The organism is Mesorhizobium sp. M7A.F.Ca.MR.245.00.0.0 (assembly GCF_003997415.1).
Lineage (GTDB): Bacteria > Pseudomonadota > Alphaproteobacteria > Rhizobiales > Rhizobiaceae > Mesorhizobium.
In genome coordinates this window covers 127,884-147,531 of sequence record NZ_RZTE01000012.1, presented here as the reverse complement: position 1 = coordinate 147,531, position 19,648 = coordinate 127,884, and the positions used below count along the sequence as shown (strand labels likewise).

The window sequence follows — 19,648 nt, the reverse complement described above, 5'->3', positions numbered from 1 at the left end:
CTCCCCGTCACTATACGGGGAGAGGATGCCGGCAGGCAGGTGAGGGGCGGCGCCAGCGCCCGTAAAGGTGACGGGCGAATTTGAAACCTGAAGCGACTGCTCTGGAAGACGGATAGCCAATCCCGTTCTGTCGACTAGCGCCACGCCGCCGCCGATGCGGCGATCAGCATCAGCAATGCTGCGACTATTGCGCAAGTGGCAAAACCAAAGCTGGAGTAGAGCGGCCCGAAGCTGGTGGTGCCGACGAAGACCGCGAGGTAAGTCACCGCACTGTTCAGGCCCATGATCGTGCCGCGCCGCGAGGGATCGAGCGCAGACAGGCGCATTACCAGGACATTCAGGCCGAAATGATTGGCCAGTCCCCAGATTGCCACCATGGTCAAGGTCAGCCCGAAACTGCCGCTCGTCGCCGCCATCGCGACATAGACGACTGCGACCAGAAGATAGGCGAACGGCATGACGCGCCGGGCACCCAGTCTGTCGATGACGCCGTCGAGCAGAGCAGCCGTCCCGAAGCCTATGCCGTAGGCAAGCGCCGCCAGGCCATTGGCGCTCACCGGCTGTCCCAGCCCGACATGAAGATGGTCGCCGAGATAGCCATAGACGCCGTAGAACGAAGTCATGAAGGCCGCGCACGCGACCAGCAGCGGCAGGATTCCGGGAATGCCGAGCGCTTCCAGCGGGGCGGGCGCCGGTCCGGCCTTCCTGGTGTCGCTGAGCGACGTCACTGTCAGCCCCATCCATGCAAGGGCCGCAAGCACCGCGACCGCTGCGAAAACGGCGCGCCAATGCACAAGATCGGCAAGCACGGCCGAAAGCGAAACGCCGGCGACCATGCTGAGCGTCCATCCGGTCAGCACGACGCCGATCGTGCCGCTTTCACGGCCCGGCGGCGCGATGGCCGCGGCGCTGGCATAGATCGCCGGCATGGCGATGCCGGCAGCGATACCGGCCAGCAGCTGTGCCGCGACCAGCATGATCACCGTGGGTGCGGCGGCACTCGCAACCAGCGCCAGTGCCAGCAGCAACAAAGCCCCCTGCAGCATTCTGCGAGCACCGAGCCGGTCGATGTAGCGCGCCAGGAACAGGGCGCTTGCGGAGGTGCCGAGGCCGAACGCTGCCGCCGCAATCATCACGGCCGGCACGCTGGTTCCGAACGACGAGGCGACAGCCGGTGCAATCGGACCCAGCACAAGCGAGTTCGAGCCAATGACAGCGATGCATCCGGTCAGCAGATATGCAAGCGCCGGGATCGGGGCTCGGGCGGTCAATGGTGCAACTTGATCAATGTTCGACATATCAGCATAATGGCCGTATTCTATTCAGCGGAGAACCGGGAATTTCGCCATGGATGAAGAAACAGATGGCATTCTGCAGAACAGGCCAGCGGCCCGCGATCTCGACGCGATAGACCGAAGAATATTAGGTGTCCTGGTCGATGACGCCACGATCAGCTACGCCGAACTCGGCGATCGCGTCGGCTTGTCGCCACCCGCGGCGCATGAGCGGGTCAAACGGCTCCGTCGCAGCGGCGCCATCCGCAACACGGTCGCCATCATCGATCCCCGGGCGGTGAAAAAGCCTTTGCTTGCCTTTGTCCATATCGACACCAGGGGCTGGGGAAAGACGCCGGAGCTGATGGCGGTCTCGCAATATCCCGAAGTCGAGGAGATCCATACCGTCGCCGGTGATACCTGCATGTTGCTGAAGGTCCGCACGGAAGACACCAGAGCTCTCGAAGGCCTTTTGGCGCGCCTGTACGAAACGCCGGGGGTCACCTCGACGCGCAGCTATGTGGTTTTATCGACCTATCTGGAGCGGCCGGTACAGCCGGGTATTACCGAGACGTGGCCGACCCCGAAGCATATGGCCGAGCCTCTGTACTAGGGACGTGGGCTACGCCCGCTCGGGGAACATCGCCTTCAATCCCTCGCGCGATGCCTTGGCAACGCCGCGCTCGGTGATCAAGCCGGTGACCAGCCGCGCCGGCGTCACATCGAAGGCCGGGTTGGCCGCAGGCGTCGTCTCCGGCGAAATGCGCACCTGGGCAATCTCGCCGGCGGCGGTCTTGCCCCAGACCAGCGAGACCTCGTCGGCCGAGCGCTGCTCGATCGGGATTTCGACCAGTCCGTCATGTACCGTCCAGTCGATGGTCGGCGACGGTAGCGCGACATAGAACGGCACATCATTGTCGGCGGCGGCGAGCGCCTTGAGATAGGTGCCGATCTTGTTGCAGACATCGCCGTCGGCCGTTGTGCGGTCGGTGCCGACGATGACCATGTCGATTGCGCCGCGCTGCATCAGATGGCCGCCGGCATTGTCGACGATCAGTGTGTGCGGCACGCCGTGCCCGGCCATCTCCCAAGCGGTCAGCTGTGCGCCCTGGTTGCGCGGCCGCGTTTCATCGACATAGACATGGACCGGAATGCCGGCTTCTGTGGCCAGGTAGATCGGCGCCGTGGCGGTGCCGTAGTCGACGGTGGCCAGCCAGCCGGCATTGCAGTGGGTCAGGATGTTGACCGGCTCGCCCTTCTGCTTGCGCGCCGCGATCGCCTTGATGATGGCAAGACCGTTCTCGCCGATGGCGCGGTTGAGGCCGACATCTTCGTCGGCGATCTCACTGGCCCGCCGATAGGCGGCTTCGGCGCGTTGTTCGGGAGGCAAAGGCCGCAGGAAGCGCCGCATCTCGTCGAGCGCCCAGCGCAGATTGATCGCGGTCGGGCGCGTCTCGTGCAGTGTTTCCCACACGGCATCAAGTGCGGCATCCGACGCATCGTCAGCCATCTGCATGGCGACGCCGTAGGCAGCGGTGACGCCGATCAGCGGCGCGCCGCGTACCCACATGTCGCGGATGGCGGTGGCGATGCCGTCGACCGTGCCGATCGTTTCGATGCGGAAATCATGCGGCAGCCAGCGCTGGTCGATGATATCGACCGAACGGCCGTCGTCGCTCAGCCAGATGGTGCGATAGTGGCGGTCGCCGACGTTCAAATGCTGCTCTCCTGTTCGATCAGCGCGGCCAGTTGGTTGACCTCGTCGATGCTGTGGATCTGGCGCCGGTTGACGGCGAGGTGACGGCCGAATTTCAGCGCCTTTGCCTCACAACTGGCGCGCAAATCCTCATCGGCAATGGTCTCGAAATCGGCATTGTGGGCGAGGCCGAGGATGCGCCTGTGCACCTCGATGCCGGCAAAGCCGAGCAGATCGGTCCACATCTGGTGCAGAACATGGTCGAGCGCCTGCCCGGCACCGAGCTTGTCGCCCTGATCCTCGAACAGGCTCCTCTGGTAGAGCATGCCGGAGCGTTCGGTCCGCCATAGATGCGAGAACTCGGCGCGGAACACCGCCCAGGTCTCGGTCGTCACCCCGAGCAGATAGGCGCGCATGGCGTCGCGCTTTCCCTCCTGCTCGTGGCCGCGCTGCGAGAAGAAGGACATCCAGAAATTGGCGAGCAGCATGCCGACATCGAAGGCCATCGGGCCGTAGAAGGCGAACTCCGGATCGATCATCCGGGTTTCGCTGTCGGTGACCATGATCGAGCCGGAATGCAGATCGCCATGCAGCAGCGTCTCGGCATTGGCGGCGAAGATGTGCTTCAGCCGCTGCGCCTCGACCTTCAGGTCACGGTCGGCGCGCAGTTCGGCGACCAGGCCGTCGAGCTGCGGCGAGGTGTGCCGGTTCATCTTGGCGTCGAAATAGGGGTCGGAAAACACCAGGCTTTCGGTGATGTCGCAAAGCTCGACATTGTCGGCGAACAGCGCCAGATCGGCCTTGCGGTCCTTGGCGGCCAAATGGAGGTCGGAGCCGCGAAACAGCGTCCGGGCCATGAACAGGCCGATATCCCGGGCGATGTTCGGCAGCTGGCGGCCGTCGATCAGGGCGCGGCGCAGGATGATGTGCGGCGGCGCAAGATATTCCATGATGATCAGCGCCTGGCCTTCATCGAAATAATGGATCGCCGGCACCGAGCCTGGCGCGCGCGCCTCTTGCCTGGTCAGCGCGTGATATTCGAAGAAGGAGCGCTTCAACGGCAGCGGCCAGCTGTCGCCGACCAGGCGAACATAGGGCAGGGCTTGCTTGACCACGGCTGCACCGCTGGCGCCCTCGACAATGAACACCAGGTTGAGATTGCCGTCGCCGACCTCGCGGACCTTCCAGGCGCCAGTGTCCTTGCCGATCTTCGCGCATAGCGCCTCGTTGCCGCCAAGGCGTGCAGCCAGGGTTTCGACCGATAGTGCTTCGAACGGCAATTTTTCAGTCATCGTCATCCTCCCGCTTATGCGCTCCGAACATAACGGAGGCGTGGCGGCTGGGCCAAGCTAGGAAGCGATCTGGCAATTGTCAATCGTGTTGACAATTGCCGATGCAGCCCATAGCGTCATGTCAGGGAGGAACGCATGGTCGGTAATGCCGTGTTCCGCGTAGAGGGACTGAGGAAATCCTTTGGCCATAACGAGGTGCTAGGCGGCGTCTCGGTCGAATTGCATGCCGGCGAAGTCACCGTGCTGATGGGCGCCAACGGCGCCGGCAAATCCACCCTCGTCAAGATCATCTCCGGTGTCTACGAACGCGGCGGCGGCACGATGGCGCTCGCCGACCAGGATTTCGCACCGAAAACCCCGGCCGAAGCGATCCGCGCCGGCGTCGTCACCGTGCACCAGAATATCAACGACGGTGTCGTCGCCGACCTCGACGTCGCCACCAACCTGACCCTCGACCGGCTGAGCGGCAGCGGCGCGCCGACCCTGTTCAATCCGGTCCGTGTGCGGCGGGAGGCCAAGGCGGTTGCCGACCGCATGGGGCTGGCCATCGAATTGAAGGCGCGGGTGAGCGATCTTTCGCTGGCCGATCGCCAGATGGTGGCGATTGCCCGCGCGCTGGCGCACAAGCCGAAAGTGCTGATCCTCGACGAGCCGACCTCATCGCTGTCCAGCGCTGAGGCCGACCGGCTGTTCGCGCTGATCGACAGGCTGCGCGAGCAGGGCGTGGCGATCCTCTACATCTCGCATCGCATGTCGGACATCAGGCGGCTGGCCGATCGCATCGTCTCGATGCGTGACGGGATCATCTCAGGCATTTTCGACAGGAAACCGCTCGACTATGAAGGCGCGGTCAACGCCATGCTCGGCCGCAAGATCCATCTCGACCAGATCGTCGTCAGGAATTCGGCCAAGGCAGTCCTGACGATCGAGGGTCTACGCATTGCGCCGGGCGCCCGGCCGATCTCGCTGACACTCGGCGACGGCGAGGTTGTTGCCATCACCGGCCTCGTCGGCGTCGGCAAGACGGCGCTTGCCGAGACGCTGTTTGGCGTGCGCCGGCCGCTCGCCGGTACAATGACGCTGAACGGCAGGCCTTATGCACCTGAAACAGCCGGCGAAGCGATCGCTGCCGGCGTGTTCCTGGTCGCCAAGGACCGCGGCGAGAACGGCATCGTCCAAGGCTTCAACATCCAGGAAAACATCAGCCTGCCGTTTCACAAGCGCATGTCTCGCTTCGGCATCCTGAGGCGCCGCCTCGAACGCACCACGGCACGCCGGCAGATCGAGGAACTGAGCATCGTCTGCCGTTCCGAGAAGGACGAGATGTCGGAGCTGTCCGGCGGCAACCAGCAGAAGGTGATGGTCGCCCGCTGGATGGCGCAGGATGCAAGGCTGTTCATCCTGGATGAGCCGTTTCAGGGCGTCGATATCTCGGCCCGGCGCGACATTGCCGCCAAGCTCAGGGCGAGTGCAAACGAACGCGCCACGCTGCTGTTCGTCACCGAACTCGACGAGGCCCTGGAGACCGCCGATCGCATCCTGGTCATGTCGGAACACACTATCGTCGGCGAACACCGCAATGCCGATGTCGATCTCGACCGCCTGCTGGCCGAGGTCGCCGGCGGGCCGCTGCACAGTGCGGCCTGAGCGCGGGCTATAGGAATTGGAATGGAGAGAGCATGGGTTCGGGTTGGGTAAAGACGGCAGCAGCGCGCGGGAGCGCCGAATGACATTGCGCGACCACGCCATCCGCTACGGGTTCATCGTGCTCTTGTTCGGGCTCGTCGCCTATTTCTCGATCGCTGCCGACGGTTTCGTTTCGCCGCAAAGTGCCGTCTTCATCTTCCAGTCGGTCGCCATCACCGGCGTGCTGGCGCTCGGCGTCACCGCCACGCTCGTCGTCGGCGGCTTCGATCTGTCGATCGGCTCGGTCGCTACATCAGCCATGATGGCGGCGGCCTATGTCATGGTGGTGCTGGAGCAGAACGCCCTTGTCGCGGTCGTCGTCTGCCTGCTCATCGGCGCCATTGTCGGCCTGATCAATGGCTGGTTGATCGTCTACATGCGTGTGCCCGATCTGCTGGCGACGCTCGGCATGATGTTCCTGCTCGTCGGCCTGCAGCGCATTCCGACAGAAGGCCGCTCGATCGCCACCGGCATGACCATGCCCGACGGTTCGGTCGCCAGCGGCAAATTCTCCGACGCCTTCCTGGCGCTCGGCCGCCACCGTTTCGATTTCTTCATCCCGAACCTCATTCCGGTGTCGGTGGTGGTCCTGCTCGTGCTCGCCGTGCTGATCTGGTTCTTCCTCGAATACACACGTTTCGGCCGCATGATGTATGCCGTCGGCAGCAATGAGCGCGCCGCCGAACTCGCCGGTGCGCCTGTCAAGGCATACAAGATCTGGGCCTACGTTATTTCAGGAGTTTTTGCCTCGATTGGCGGTATTTTGCTCGCTGCCCGGCTTGGACGCGGCGACATCGCCTCGGGTAATAATCTGCTGCTCGATGCGGTCGCCGCGGCACTGATCGGCTACGCGGTGCTAGGTGCCGCCAAGCCGAACGCCTTCGGCACTGCCATCGGTGCGCTGTTCGTCGGCATCTTGCTGCAAGGCCTGACGATGATGAACGCGCCTTACTATACGCAGGATTTCGTCAAGGGCGTGGTTCTGGTCGTCGCCCTTGTCTTCACCTTTGCGCTTTCTGGCAGAGGCCGGAGGTAGCTTTCGACCGGAACAGGATTTTGGGTTCAACAAGAGTGGAGGAAAACAAAGTGAGCATTACAAGAAGACTTCTGGGGAAGGTGGCGCTCGGATTGGCCGGCGCAACCATGCTGATGCAGGTCCCGGCTTTTGCCGCGGACAAGCCGGCGCCTTTCGACAAGCCCGGCGTCAAGATCGCGCTGGTGCGTTATCTCTCGACCGGCGACTTCTTCCAGGCCTATCTCTCGGGCGTCGAGGCACAGTCGAAGGCGCTCGGCATCGACTTGCGTGTCCTCGACAGCCGCCAGGATGCCGCCCTTCAGTCCGACATGGTCGATCAGGCCATCGCGCTTGGCGTGCAGGGCATCATCATCCAGCACGGCCTGACGGAATCGATGAAGGACGCCGCACAGCGTGCGGTCGACGCCGGCATCAAGGTGGTGGCCTTCGACGTCAATGTCGAAAATCCCAAAATCCCGCAGATCGAACAGTCCGACCGCGACTTGGCGCGCCTCGCGCTCGAGCAGGCTGTCAAGGACAATGGCGAGAGCTGGAATGCCGGCTATGTCTATGTCGCCGGCATCGCGCCGCTCGACCGCCGCAACGAGACCTGGGTCGACGTCAAGAAGAAATATGCCGGCATCAAGGAGGTCGCGATGTTCGGCACGCTCGACAATCCGATCGCCAACTCCGTCGCCAACCAGGCGCGTTCGGTGCTGACGGCGCATCCCGACATCAAGGTGATGTTCGCTCCCTATGACGAATTCGCCAAGGGCGTGAAGATCGCCGTCGACGAAGCGGGCTTGAACAAGGGCATCAAGATCTATTCGGCCGATATCTCGACGTCCGATATCGCTGCGATGCGTGAGCCCGACAGCGCCTGGGCCGCGACCGCCGCGACCAATCCGGCCGTCGTCGGCCAGGTCTCGGTGCGTGCGCTGGCGCAGCTGCTGGCCGGCGAAGATCCCGGCCACAACGTCGTCGTGCCGCCGACGCTGATCACCCAGAAGGACCTCATCGACAAGGACATCAAGAACATGGAAGACCTGTCGGCCAAGCTGCCGCAGTTCGCCCATGCCGATGTCGCGATGCCGGCCTGGATGCCGAACCCGAACGCCAAGTAGGTTTCGCTATCGAAGGCCGCCTGCAGCCGCTTGCTGCAGGCGGCCTTTTTGCCGAATATCTGCAGCCGGCGCCAGGCTCCGGCCCAAGGTACGGTGCTTATATGGAAGTCCAGGCGGCAATCGAGGAAGACCTGTCCGGCGCCGTCGCCGGAACCTTGTTTCGATGCCCGCAGTGACGAGGCTGATTCGAGGCTGGGAACCAAGGCCTGGAAACACATTCTAGAGTTGCTGTAGCAGGGGTTTCGCGGCGGCCGAAGGATGCTGGTCGTTCCAGAAGTCGAGCACAGTCGAGATTATTGCCTCCGGCGCGTCTTCCTGAACGAGATGTTTGGCATTTGGAACCGTGATGAACGGCGCACCGGGAATGCGGCGCGCGAGTTCTCGCCCGTCGTCGAGCGGGATCCACTCGTCGTCTTCACCCCACAGGATCGTCACAGGGCAACGTATCTCGTCGTATCGCCACTCGACCTCTCGACTGTACTTGTCGTCCATCTGTGCGATCTGACGCCAAAAGGCCTTTTGTCCCTCGTCTCCAAGCCATGGCTGCAGATAGAGCTGCATTTCGTCCGCGCGCAATGCGTTCGCGACAGCGCCGCCGATATAGGCGCGAAGCATGGCTTCATGGATATAGGCGGGCAGACTGGCAAACGCTTTCTCGTGTTCTTTTGCCGCTTGAACCAAGGGCGATCCCTGAGGGTTGATCGCGACCGGATCAATCAGCACCAGAGAGCGATAATCGAGCCCGTTGAGCAGGTGGCCGCGCAACGCGACGGAGCCGCCGAAGTCATGCGCCACGATGTCGGGCCACTCCAGCTCCCAGTGAGCGTAGAGCGCCGCGAACAACTCGTTTTGAATGCCGCGCGACACGTCCGCGTCGGGCTTGGCGGATTGCCCGTAGCCGAGCATGTCGAAATAGTAGATCCGGCGCCGCTGCCCGAGCCAAGCTGCAATGCGCCGCCATTCCACCGACGAGAACGGGGTACCATGAAGCAAGACCGCCGGCGGGCCGTCGCCGATCGTTCCCCATGCGATCGGGTGACCCGAAAAAATAAAGCGTTCGGGCAGGGACCAGTCATCGGTTGGCATGAGGGAACTCCCGGCAACAATTAGCTGCTTGATCTTGCTCGATCTCAATGGCCGGTCGGGTCGAAAGTTCCCAACCGCCCCTTCTCGAGCAAGCTTCGGAGTTGCACCGCACCTTTTCGTCTGGACGGATCTCTACTTCAGCGCAGCGCTGCCGCGATATTCCCGCCGTCGACCGTCGTCACATCGGCGGTGGTGCGGTCGGCCAGCGCGTGATGCAGGAAGGCCTGCGCCACGTCCTGCGCCGTCACTTCCTGGCCGAGCAGATTGCCGGACATGTAGTCCTTCTCCGACACGCCCCGCGCGCCCGAACGGCTGGCAATCATGGCGTCGGTTAGAAGCCCCGAGCGGATGCGGTCGGCGTTGACGGCGTTGGAGCGGATGCCATGCGCGCCATAGTCGAGCGCGTATTGCCTGGACAGGAACAGTGTCGCCGCCTTCGGCACGCCATAGGCGCCGAACTTCGGGCCGGGGTTGACCGCCTGTTTGGAGGTGTTGAACAAAAGCACGCCGCCTGTGCCCTGCTCGAGCATGATGCGCACGGCATTCTGCGCCACCGATTGGTGGGCGAAGAAATTGAGCTCGAAACTCTTGCGCAGGAGCGCGTCGTCGAGCTCGCCGATGCGGCCTTCCCAGGCGGCGCCGGCATTGGAAACCAGGATGTCGACACCGCCGAACACGGCAACCGCTTTGTCGAAGGCGGCACGCACCTGTGCCGGGTCGGTGATGTCTGCGGCGACGCCGATCGAATTGTTGCCGGCTTTCTTCGCCGCATCGGCAGCCTTTTCGGCGTCGAGATCGACGACGACTGCATGGGCGCCATTGTCGGCGAACAATTTGGCTGTCGCTGCACCGATCGCGCCGGCGCCGCCGGTGATCAGCACCACCTGGCCAGTCAGTGGCTTCGGCTTGTTGGAGGCGAGCTTGGCCTGTTCCAGCGACCAGTATTCCAGCGGGAACAGATCGGCCTTGGACAGCGGATGGAAACGGCCGACCGCCTCGGCGCCGCGCACCGCCTCGATCCACATCTCGCCGACATCCGAGGCGATCTTCGCGTCCTTCAGCGTGCGGCCATGGCCGAACATGCCGAGGCCGGGCACCAGCGTCAGCCGCGGCATCTGGTCGAGCATGGTGCGCTTGACGTCGTCGAGCGCATCATTGGTTTCGAAATAGGCGCGATAATCCTTGGCGAAGGCGTCGACATGGCTCTTGATCACCGCCTTGTAGTCACCGGCCTTGTCCGCATCGGGCGCCGGCAGCGCCATTGGGCCGGTCTTGATGCGGATCGACAGATCCGGTGTCGACACACCGCGTCCGGCATAGTCGGCGATCTCAGCCGAATTGATGAAATCGACAATTGCCGGCGAAGTGCGGAAATCGCTGATCATGCGGTCGAAGCGGCCTTCGCCGCGCGCCACCGCCACCGCACCGCGCAGCATCGGCGCGATGGACGCCGGCGTCGCGAGCTTTGCCGGCAAGGCTGCCATTGCCGCCTTCGGCTTGCCGCTTGCGGCAATGAAGTCCTCGGCGACATTCACATAGTGGATCATCCGGTCGTAGGCCTGTTTGGCGTCGTCGCCGAAGGTGAAAATGCCGTGCTTGTCGAGGATCAGGCCTTCGACATCAGGGTCGGCGTCGAAGATGTCGGCGGCCGCCTTGGCGAGGTCGAAACCGGGCATGATGTAAGGCACGTAACCCATCTTGCTGCCGAAAACCGTCTTCACCAGCGGCTTGGAGTCCTCCTGGTCGACGATGGCGAGAATGGCGGTCGAGTGCGTGTGGTCGACGAACTTGTGCGGCAGGAAGGCATGCAGCAGCGTCTCGACCGACGGGTTGGGCGAGGACGGATCGATGAGGTTGACGCGTTGCAGGGCAACCATGTCTTCGTCGGCCAGCCTGTTCAGCGCGCGCGCCTTGAGCAGCGGCTTGAGCTTGACCGCCGGCAGGCCCTGCGGCTCGATGACGCCCATGTCCCAGCCGCTGCCCTTGACGCACAGCACGTCCCACTGGTCGCCGACAAGATCGGTTGCCGTCGTCTTGCAGGAAGTGTTGCCGCCGCCATGCAGGACCAGCCGTGGTTCGCCGCCGAGCAGCCGGGTCGTGTAGACGCGCAGTGCCAGGTCGCGGCCGACACCCTTTTTCGCGTAGTCGGCAACGAGTTTTTCGGCTGTTTCGTCATTCCACAAATTGTTCATGTTCGCTTCGTCCGGTTGTTTGTCTTGATGGTGAAACAGGATTGCCGCGACTTTGATGACAATGCGCCGGCGGCGGAGAGGAGGATTTCTAGGAGGCCTTTTCTGTCGTGGCAGCCGCATGATCCAGGAGCCGCTGCGCCATGTGCGCGCCGACCACCAGATGCGTGCAAAGGCCGCCCGCGATCGCCGCGAGCAGCGGTTCGAACTTGCTGTCCTCCTGCACCACCACCAAACGCCTGGCGATGGCGCGCAGCGAGGCAAGCTCGGCGGAGATCACCCGGCGGTTATAACTGCAGCCGAGCACCTTGCCTTCGGCGTCTATGATCTGCCCGGCAATCACGCCGGCAGCGCCTTGGCTGCGCAGATCCGCCATTTCTCTTGGCGTCAGCGCGCCGCATTTGACCAGATGGCTGTCGGCGTCGACCGCGCCGACCGAGTATAACGCCAGGTCGCATTCGCTGACACCCGACAATTGTTCCCGGATCACCGGCTCGGCACGCAGCGCCCGCGCGAGTTCTTCCGTCGACAGCACCAGCGGCGCGTAGAAATTGAGCCCCTTGGCGTTGAGCCGCCGCGCGATTTCCATGGTGCATTGGTCGGGGCGATAGGAATAGGGCGCGCCGAGATTGCCGCAGAGCTGCACCACCGTGACATCCTGCAGATCGGCATAGGACATCACGTCGGCGATCATATAGACGGTGCGGCCCCAGGCGACGCCGATGCGGTCGCCCTTCTTGACCAGTTCGAGAAAGACGCTTGCCGCCAGCACGGCGATTTCCGTCGATGGGTCGGCAATATGATCATTCTCCGGTGCGATCCAGACGGCGTCGAGGCTCAACGCATCCTCGAGCTTGCGCGCCAGAACGTCGTCGGTGAAAAGCTGGGTCGAAGTCGAGATGTTGACGATGCCGGTCTCGCGCGCCTTGCGCAGATACATGGCGACCGAGGCACGGGAAATGTTAAGCTGGCTCGCCACCTGGTCCTGCCGCAGGCCATGGGCATAGTAGAGCCAGGCGGCCTTGTGGATGAGTTGTTCTGCCGGTCGGATCGCCATGCCGTCTCCTCGGCTGACATTATTCACGGCTCTCGACAAAAGTCAAACTGGGCAGAGGTATGCGATACTCCCGCTTACGCTGAATCTGGTTCATCATTGTGCCGAATGCGCTCTCTCGTGGCATCGTTTGTGGTGACGCGGCCCGAGCCTGTGATTAAAACGTCTGAAAGAAACCGCGGGGGGAGCATGGGATGGGCAGTCCTTACGAACAGGATCTCGACAAGAACGCGGCCAACCATCAGCCGTTGACGCCGCTCACCTATCTGGAGCGCGCGGCCAAGACCTATCCCGACCATGTCGCCATCATTCACGGCCGCCAGCGCATCGACTATCGCACTTTCTGGCATCGGTCGCTGAAGCTTGCCTCCGCGCTCGACAGGCGCGGCATCGGCAAGGGCGACACCGTCACCGTCATGCTGTCCAACACGCCGCCGATGCTGGAGGCGCATTTCGGCGTGCCGATGACCAAGGCGGTGCTGCATTCGCTCAACACCCGCCTCGATGCCGCGGTCATCGCCTTCCAACTCGATCATGCCGAGACCAAGGTGCTGATCGTGGACCGCGAATTCTCCGGCGTTGTCAGGCAGGCCCTGGAACTGGCCAAGGTCAAGCCGCTGGTCATCGACTATGATGATCCCGAATACGCCGACGACGCGCCGTATCCGAAGGGCGAGCGGGTTGGCACGCTGGACTATGAGGCGTTTGTTGCAGGCGGCGCCGAGGATTTCGCTTGGTCGATGCCCGACGACGAGTGGGACGCCATCTCGCTCAACTACACTTCCGGAACGACAGGCAATCCGAAGGGCGTCGTCTACCACCATCGCGGTGCCGCGCTGATGGCCTACACCAACACCATTCATGCGGGCATGGCCAAGCACGCCGTCTATCTCTGGACGCTGCCGATGTTCCACTGCAATGGCTGGTGCTTTCCCTGGACGCTTGCCGTCCAGGCCGGCACCCATGTCTGCCTGCGCTGGGTGCGGCCGAAGCCGGTCTACGATGCGATTGCCGATCACGGCGTTACCCATCTGTGCGGCGCCCCGGTCGTCATGTCGGTGCTGATCAATGCCAGGGAGGAGGACAAGCGCGAATTCCCGCAGACTGTCACCTTCAACACCGCGGCAGCTCCGCCACCGGAAGCGGTGCTGTCGGGGATGGCCGATGCCGGCTTTGCCGTCACCCACCTCTACGGCCTGACCGAGACCTATGGTCCGGCGGTCGTCAACGAATGGCATGGCGCCTGGGATGATCTCGAAAAGGGCGAGCGCAGTGCCAGGAAGGCGCGGCAGGGCGTGCGCTATGCGGCGCTCGAAGGCCTGACCGTCATGGACCCCGAGACGATGCGGACCACACCGGCCGATGGTGAGACCATCGGCGAGGTCATGTTCCGCGGCAACATCGTCATGAAAGGCTATTTGAAGAACCGCAAGGCGAGCGACGAGGCCTTCGCCGGCGGCTGGTTCCACTCCGGCGATCTCGGCGTCATGCACCCCGATGGCTACATCCAGCTCAAGGACCGCTCCAAGGACATCATCATCTCCGGTGGCGAGAACATTTCCTCTATCGAGGTCGAGGACGCGCTCTACAAGCACCCGTCGGTTGCCTCTTGCGGCGTCGTCGCCAGGCCCGACGACAAATGGGGCGAGGTGCCTGTTGCCTATGTCGAGCTGAAGCCCGGCAAGGCCGCGACCGAAGCCGAGATCATCGATCACTGCCGCGCGCTGCTTGCCCGGTTCAAGGTGCCGAAGGCGGTCATCTTCGCCGAAATCCCGAAGACCTCGACCGGCAAGATCCAGAAATTCCGGTTGCGCGAGATGGCGAGGGGGACTTAAGCCTCGTCGCTGCTCTCCTCCAGTTACGACCTTTGCGATTGGGCAAAGCCTCCGCGACTTTCGTCGGTTCCCTGTCACCATCTGTCACCATTCGTACGTGTACACCGAATCCGCATTGACAGGTCGCTCTTTTCAATTTACGAATGACGAAAATCGAAATTCATCACTCGTAAATCGATAGAGGATCATGTCCGAAGCCGCCACCATAGTCGCCGAAGCCGCCCGACAGGAAAATGTAACGCGCATTCTCGATTGCGCCGAGCGCCTGTTCCGGCACTATGGCTACGGCAAGACCAATGTCGCCGACATCGCGCGTGAGCTCGGCATGTCGCCCGCCAACATCTACCGTTTCTTCGCCTCCAAGGTCGAAATCCACCAGGCCGTCTGCGGCCGTATGCTCGGCGCCAGCTACAAGATGGCCTACGAGATTTCGCGCCTGCCGATCAGCGCCGAGGAGCGGCTTCGGCGTTACGTGCATGCGCAATACAAGATGACGATGGAGGTCATGCTCGACGACCAGAAGGTCCACGAGATGGTCATCGTCGCCCTCGAACGGGATTGGGGTGTGATCGACAAGCATGTCGACAGCATCCACGACCTGTTTGCGGAGGTGATCCGCGACGGCATCGAGGCCGGTGAGTTCAGACAACAGGACCCGGTGACCGCGTCGCGCTGCTTCGGTGCCGCAACGGTCATCCTGTGCCATCCGCAAATGGTGGCGCAGTGCCTTGCCAAGACCAACCGGGCGATGCCCGACGATCTGATCGACTATGCGATCAGAGCTCTGAAGTAATAGCCCCCGCCAGCCGGTTGTCGACCATTCATCTCCAGTCGGAGTACCAAGATGTCTTTGTCCAATTCCATCCTTCGCAAGCTGCCAGTTGCCGGCCTGATCGTCGCCACTCTCGGGCTTGCCGGCTGCAGCCAGGAAAAAGCCGAAGTCAAGGATATCATCCGTCCCGTCAAGGTTGTCGAGATCGCGAAGGTGCACGACACCCGCACGCTCTCCTATTCCGGCTCGGTGCGAGCCCGCACCGAGAGCGCTCTGGCGTTCCGCGTCAATGGCAAGATCACCGAGCGCCTCGTCGATATCGGCCAGCATGTGGCCGCGGGCGATGTGCTCGCCCGCATCGATCCCATTGACTACGACCTCTCGGTCAAGAGCGCGCAGGCAGCGCTCGATGCCGCCGAGCGGCAGGTCGAGACCGTGGAGCTTGCCCGCAAGCGAGCCGAGCAGCTTTTTGCCAAGAATTTTGCCCCGAAATCACAGCTCGAACAGGCGACCTTGACCTATGACCAAGCGGTCGCCACGCGTGATTCCGCCCTTTCGACACTTGCACAGGCGAAGAACCAGGTCGGCTATACCGATCTCAAGGCCGACAGGGATGGCATCGTCACCACGGTCAGTGCCGACGTCGGTCAGGTCGTCGGTTCCGGTACGCCGGTTGTCACTGTCGCCGTCGACGGCGAGAAGGAAGTGCTGATCGCCGTCCCCGAAATGGAAATCGCCGAATTCAGGCCGGGCAAGGCAGTCAAGGCGGGCTTCTGGTCCGACGATGCGCTGGCGCTCGATGGCAAGGTCCGCGAAGTCGCCGGCAGCGCCGATCCGCAGTCACGCACCTTTGCCGTCCGCGTCAGCCTGCCAAACGATCCGCGTGTGCTGCTCGGCATGACCGCCAGCATCGAAGCCTCGGCGGCCAATGAGCGGCAGCTGGTCTCGATCCCGCTGAGCGCATTGGCCGAGCAAGGCACCCAATCGATCGTCTGGACCGTCGATCGTGGCGCCGACACCGTTCATGCCCGTCCGATCAAGGTTGCCGAGTTCGCCGCCGATGGCGTGCGTGTCGCAGAGGGTTTGAAACCCGGCGATGTCGTGGTCGCCGCCGGCACGCAATTCATGACCGAAAACCTGAAGGTGAAGCTCGCTGGTGATGCGGCGCTGCAATCGGCATCCGCGGCAGACGGCGACGCCAAGCAGGTGCGCTGACGACAGACAACCGGCTGCGCGTTCCCGCAGTCGTTGGTTTCCGGGCGGCAGGCGCCCGACCGAGACGCTCGATTGATGTAACCCCCACATCGATCTCGCGTCCCACCGCGATGAGTGCTTCTCCGCTCGGAGAGCCTTGCCGCCCGGAAGCCACTATGAAACCTCGATTTTGTTGCGCTAGATAGATGGACCAGCGTCGATGACCAATTCCACGGAAGAGAAGCGGCCCTTCAACCTGTCGCGCTGGGCAATCGGCCATCCCGCCATTGCGCGGTTCCTGTTCGGCCTGATCATCATTTCCGGCGCGCTCGGCCTGATGCGTATGGGCCAGAAGGAAGATCCCGATTTCACCTTCCGGATCATGGTCGTCCAGGCGATCTGGCCGGGCTCCTCGATCAAGGAGATGGAAGACCAGGTCGTCAACAAGATCGAACGCAAGCTGCAGGAAACGCCGCATCTCGATTTCGTGCGCTCCTTCACCCGCGCCGGCAGCGCCATCATCACCGTGCAGATCAAGGGCGACACCAACACCGCCGAGGTGACCGACGCGTTCTACCAGGTGCGCAAGAAGGTGGGCGATATCCAGGGCGACCTGCCGCAGGGCCTGCTCGGCCCGTATTTCAACGACGAGTTCGGCGACACCTTCATCACCTTGCATTCGATCAGCGGCGACGGCTTCAGCTATCCCGAACTGAAGAAGTTCGCCATCCAGGCGCGCGACATGCTTTTGACGACGCCCGGCGTCGAGAAGGCCGTCATCATCGGCGACCAGCCGGAAAAGCTCTATATCGACGTCTCGTCCAAGGCCCTGGCCGAACGCGGCCTGACGCTGACCGATCTGCAGAATGCGATCAAGGGACAGAACAATGTCGACCCGGCCGGCTCCGTCGATACCGGCACCAACTCGGTACGCATCTCCGTCGAGGGCGATGTCGGCAAGGTCGAGGATATCCGGAACCTGCGCCTGCGCGCCGGCGGCCAGGTCACAAGGCTGGGCGACATCGCCACGGTGACCTCGGGGCTGGAAGATCCGTTCCAGCGCAAATACCGCTTCAACGGTCACGACAGCGTGCAGTTGGGCGTCGTCATGGCCAAGGGCTTCAAGGTTACCGACGTCGGCAAGGATGTCGAGGCCACCTACAAGCGCTTCGAAGAGGCGCTGCCCTACGGCGTTGCGGTCGACCAGATCTCCGACCAGCCGGGCGTCGTCACCGATGCGGTGGCCGAGTTCATGCATGCGCTCGGCGAAGCGTTGCTGATCGTGCTCGTCGTCTCGTTCCTGTCGATAGGCTGGCGTTCCGGCCTGGTCATCGCCATCGCCATCCCGCTGGTGCTGGCTGCGACCTTCGCCATCATGTACGAGCTCGGCATCGACCTGCAGCGCATCTCGCTCGGCGCGCTGATCATCGCGCTCGGTCTTCTGGTCGACGACGCGATGATCGTCGTCGAGATGATGGAGCGCAAGCTGGAGGAGGGGATGGTCAAGGTCGAGGCGGCGAGTTTCGCCTATTCCTCGACCGCCTTCCCGATGCTGACCGGCACGCTGATCACCACAGCCGGCTTCATTCCGGTCGGCTTCGCGGCCTCGACCGCCGGCGAATATGTCCGCACCCTGTTCTACGTCGTCGGCATCGCGCTGATCGTCTCCTGGTTCGTCGCGGTCTATTTCACGCCATGGCTCGGCAACATGATCCTCAAGCAGCGCAAGCATGCCGGCAGCCATCACGATGTCTTCGACACGCGTTTCTATCGCCGGCTTCGTGCTACCGTCAGCTGGGCCGTGCGCCATCGCATCATCGTCCTGGTGATGACGCTGGTCACCTTCGGCACCAGCCTGTGGGCTTTCCAGTTTATTCCGCAGAACTTCTTCCCGCAATCGTCGCGGCCGGAAATCCTCGTCGACCTTTGGCTGCCGGAAGGCACCAGCATCAAGGAAGTCGAGGCGCAGGCCAAGGCGCTCGAAACCAAGATGATGGACGACAAGGACAAGCGTTTCATCGCCACCTATATCGGCGAAGGCGCGCCGCGCTTCTTCCTGCCGCTCGACCAGCAGCTGAGCAACCCCAACTTCGCCCAGCTGCTCGTCATGGCCAATGACGAACCGGCCCGCGAACGGCTGATCGTCAAGTTGCGCACCGTTCTGGCTGAAGACTTCCCATCCATCCGTGCCAAGGTCGATCGTCTGTTCCTCGGCCCGCCGACCGGCTGGCCGGTGCAGATGCGCGTCATGGGACCGGATCGCCAGGAAGTGCGCCGCATCGCCGACCAGGTGAAGGCGAAGTTCCGTGAGGATCCGCTGCTTGGCGCCGTGCATGATGACTGGCTGGAGCCGGTTCCGGCGATGAAGCTGGTCATCGACCAGGATCGTGCCCGCGCACTCGGCGTCACCTCGCAGCGAATCCGCCAGATGCTGCAGGCGGCGATGTCCGGCGCGCCGCTCGACGACTTCCGCGACGGCGAGGAGACGGTGTCCATCGTCGCCCGCGAGCCGGATGCCAGCCGCAGCCTGCTGTCCTCGGTCGACTCGGTCTATATCCCGACCGACTTCGGTGGCTTCGTGCCGCTGTCGCAGGTTGCCAAGGTGGTGCCGGTATTGGAGCAAGGCATCGAGTGGCGCCGCGACCGTCTGCCGACCATCAGTGTGAGGGCAACGCTGCCCGACGGCGTGCAGTCCAATGACGTCGTCACCAAACTGTACAAGGATATGCAGGGCCTGCGTGACGGATTGGCGCCCGGCTACAAGGTCGAGATCCAGGGCGGTGCGGAGGATTCGGCGGAAAGCCAGGCTTCGATCGCCGCCAAGGCGCCGATCATGTTAGCCGTCATCGTCGTGCTTTTGATGATCCAGCTGCAGAACTTCGGCAAGGCGATGCTGGTGCTGGCGACCGGTCCGCTTGGCATTATCGGTGCTGCCGCGGCACTCTTGATCAGCGGCGCGCCGTTCGGCTTCGTCGCCATTCTCGGCGTCATCGCGCTGCTCGGCATCATCATGCGCAACTCGATCATCCTGGTCGACCAGATCGACCAGGACATCGCCGCGGGCATGGACCGCTACGAGGCGATCATCGGTTCGGCCGTTCGCCGTTTCCGGCCGATCACGCTGACGGCGCTGACGGCGGTGCTGGCGCTGATCCCGATCTCGCGCGGCGTCTTCTGGGGTCCGCTCGCCTACGCCATGATGGGCGGCATCCTCGTTGCCACGGTGCTGACCATCCTGGTCCTGCCTGCCGGGTATGCCCTGTTCTTCGGCCGGGAGCCGAAGAAGCGCGGGGCGGAGGGGCGGACCGACGATCTGGAACTGAGCCAGGAAGCCGAAAAGCCGCAACTGGCGCTGGCCGCCGAATAGACCGATCACGCCAGTCGAAAAGGATCGGGCGCGCCGAAGCGCGCCCGATCCTTTTCACTTTTAC

General features: G+C 63.1%; 14 protein-coding genes. 8 read left to right on the top strand and 6 right to left on the bottom strand.

What is annotated here, in order from left to right; all coding sequences use genetic code 11:
• Positions 1-134 precede the first annotated feature (134 nt).
• Positions 135-1,298 carry an MFS transporter gene (locus tag EOB80_RS15480; RefSeq protein WP_127328503.1) on the bottom strand — a complete coding sequence of 388 codons (1,164 nt, stop codon included), beginning with the start codon at positions 1,296-1,298 and terminating at the stop codon, positions 135-137.
• A 49-nt stretch (positions 1,299-1,347) separates the two neighbouring features.
• Here EOB80_RS15480 and EOB80_RS15475 point away from each other — a divergent pair, with 49 nt between their 5' ends.
• Positions 1,348-1,887: an Lrp/AsnC family transcriptional regulator gene (locus EOB80_RS15475; RefSeq protein WP_127320961.1), complete on the top strand. Its 540-nt coding sequence runs from the start codon at positions 1,348-1,350 to the stop codon at positions 1,885-1,887.
• Between the two features lie 9 nt (positions 1,888-1,896).
• Here EOB80_RS15475 and mtnA read toward each other — a convergent pair whose 3' ends face one another.
• Both mtnA and mtnK read right to left on the bottom strand, forming a co-directional pair.
• Complete coding sequence (mtnA, locus tag EOB80_RS15470) at positions 1,897-2,991, bottom strand: S-methyl-5-thioribose-1-phosphate isomerase (protein WP_127328502.1); 1,095 nt, start codon at positions 2,989-2,991, stop codon at positions 1,897-1,899.
• Entirely contained in the window at positions 2,988-4,262 is a 1,275-nt protein-coding gene (gene mtnK, locus EOB80_RS15465) for an S-methyl-5-thioribose kinase (RefSeq protein WP_127328501.1), read from the bottom strand. Before mtnK ends, mtnA begins: the two co-directional genes overlap by 4 nt.
• Before the next feature lie 135 nt (positions 4,263-4,397).
• Between mtnK and EOB80_RS15460 the strand changes: the two genes are divergently transcribed.
• The 3 genes from EOB80_RS15460 to EOB80_RS15450 all read left to right on the top strand — a co-directional run bounded on the left by EOB80_RS15460 (position 4,398) and on the right by EOB80_RS15450 (position 8,087).
• Entirely contained in the window at positions 4,398-5,909 is a 1,512-nt protein-coding gene (locus EOB80_RS15460) for a sugar ABC transporter ATP-binding protein (protein WP_127328500.1), read from the top strand.
• A gap of 79 nt (positions 5,910-5,988) precedes the next feature.
• The gene (locus EOB80_RS15455) at positions 5,989-6,984 is read left to right on the top strand and encodes an ABC transporter permease (protein WP_127270087.1); all 996 of its coding nucleotides are present in this window, start codon (positions 5,989-5,991) and stop codon (positions 6,982-6,984) included.
• A 50-nt stretch (positions 6,985-7,034) separates the two neighbouring features.
• A complete protein-coding gene (locus EOB80_RS15450; RefSeq protein ID WP_023808755.1) occupies positions 7,035-8,087 on the top strand; it encodes a substrate-binding domain-containing protein in 1,053 nt (350 codons plus the stop codon).
• Between the two features lie 219 nt (positions 8,088-8,306).
• On the opposite strand, the gene EOB80_RS15445 is transcribed toward EOB80_RS15450, so the two are convergent.
• The 3 genes from EOB80_RS15445 to EOB80_RS15435 form a co-directional block, all read right to left on the bottom strand.
• Positions 8,307-9,173 (bottom strand): alpha/beta hydrolase, encoded by an 867-nt coding sequence (locus EOB80_RS15445; RefSeq protein WP_127328499.1) that lies wholly within the window; start codon positions 9,171-9,173, stop codon positions 8,307-8,309.
• Between the two features lie 137 nt (positions 9,174-9,310).
• Positions 9,311-11,365 carry a bifunctional aldolase/short-chain dehydrogenase gene (locus EOB80_RS15440; RefSeq protein ID WP_127328498.1) on the bottom strand — a complete coding sequence of 685 codons (2,055 nt, stop codon included), beginning with the start codon at positions 11,363-11,365 and terminating at the stop codon, positions 9,311-9,313.
• Positions 11,366-11,453: 88 nt separating this feature from the next.
• On the bottom strand, positions 11,454-12,419 hold the full coding sequence (locus EOB80_RS15435; protein WP_127270079.1) for a sugar-binding transcriptional regulator: 966 nt from the start codon (positions 12,417-12,419) through the stop codon (positions 11,454-11,456).
• Positions 12,420-12,610: 191 nt separating this feature from the next.
• On the opposite strand from EOB80_RS15435, the gene EOB80_RS15430 reads away from it, so the two are divergent.
• The 4 genes from EOB80_RS15430 to EOB80_RS15415 all read left to right on the top strand — a co-directional run bounded on the left by EOB80_RS15430 (position 12,611) and on the right by EOB80_RS15415 (position 19,584).
• Positions 12,611-14,251, top strand: a complete 1,641-nt coding sequence (locus EOB80_RS15430; protein WP_127328497.1) for an acyl-CoA synthetase — start codon at positions 12,611-12,613, stop codon at positions 14,249-14,251.
• Positions 14,252-14,438: 187 nt separating this feature from the next.
• Positions 14,439-15,044, top strand: coding sequence for a TetR family transcriptional regulator (locus EOB80_RS15425; RefSeq protein ID WP_027036073.1), 606 nt, complete (start codon positions 14,439-14,441; stop codon positions 15,042-15,044).
• 51 nt (positions 15,045-15,095) lie between these two features.
• Positions 15,096-16,238 carry an efflux RND transporter periplasmic adaptor subunit gene (locus EOB80_RS15420; protein ID WP_127269134.1) on the top strand — a complete coding sequence of 381 codons (1,143 nt, stop codon included), beginning with the start codon at positions 15,096-15,098 and terminating at the stop codon, positions 16,236-16,238.
• Between the two features lie 199 nt (positions 16,239-16,437).
• Positions 16,438-19,584, top strand: a complete 3,147-nt coding sequence (locus tag EOB80_RS15415; RefSeq protein ID WP_127328496.1) for an efflux RND transporter permease subunit — start codon at positions 16,438-16,440, stop codon at positions 19,582-19,584.
• The last annotated feature ends 64 nt before the right edge of the window (positions 19,585-19,648 follow it).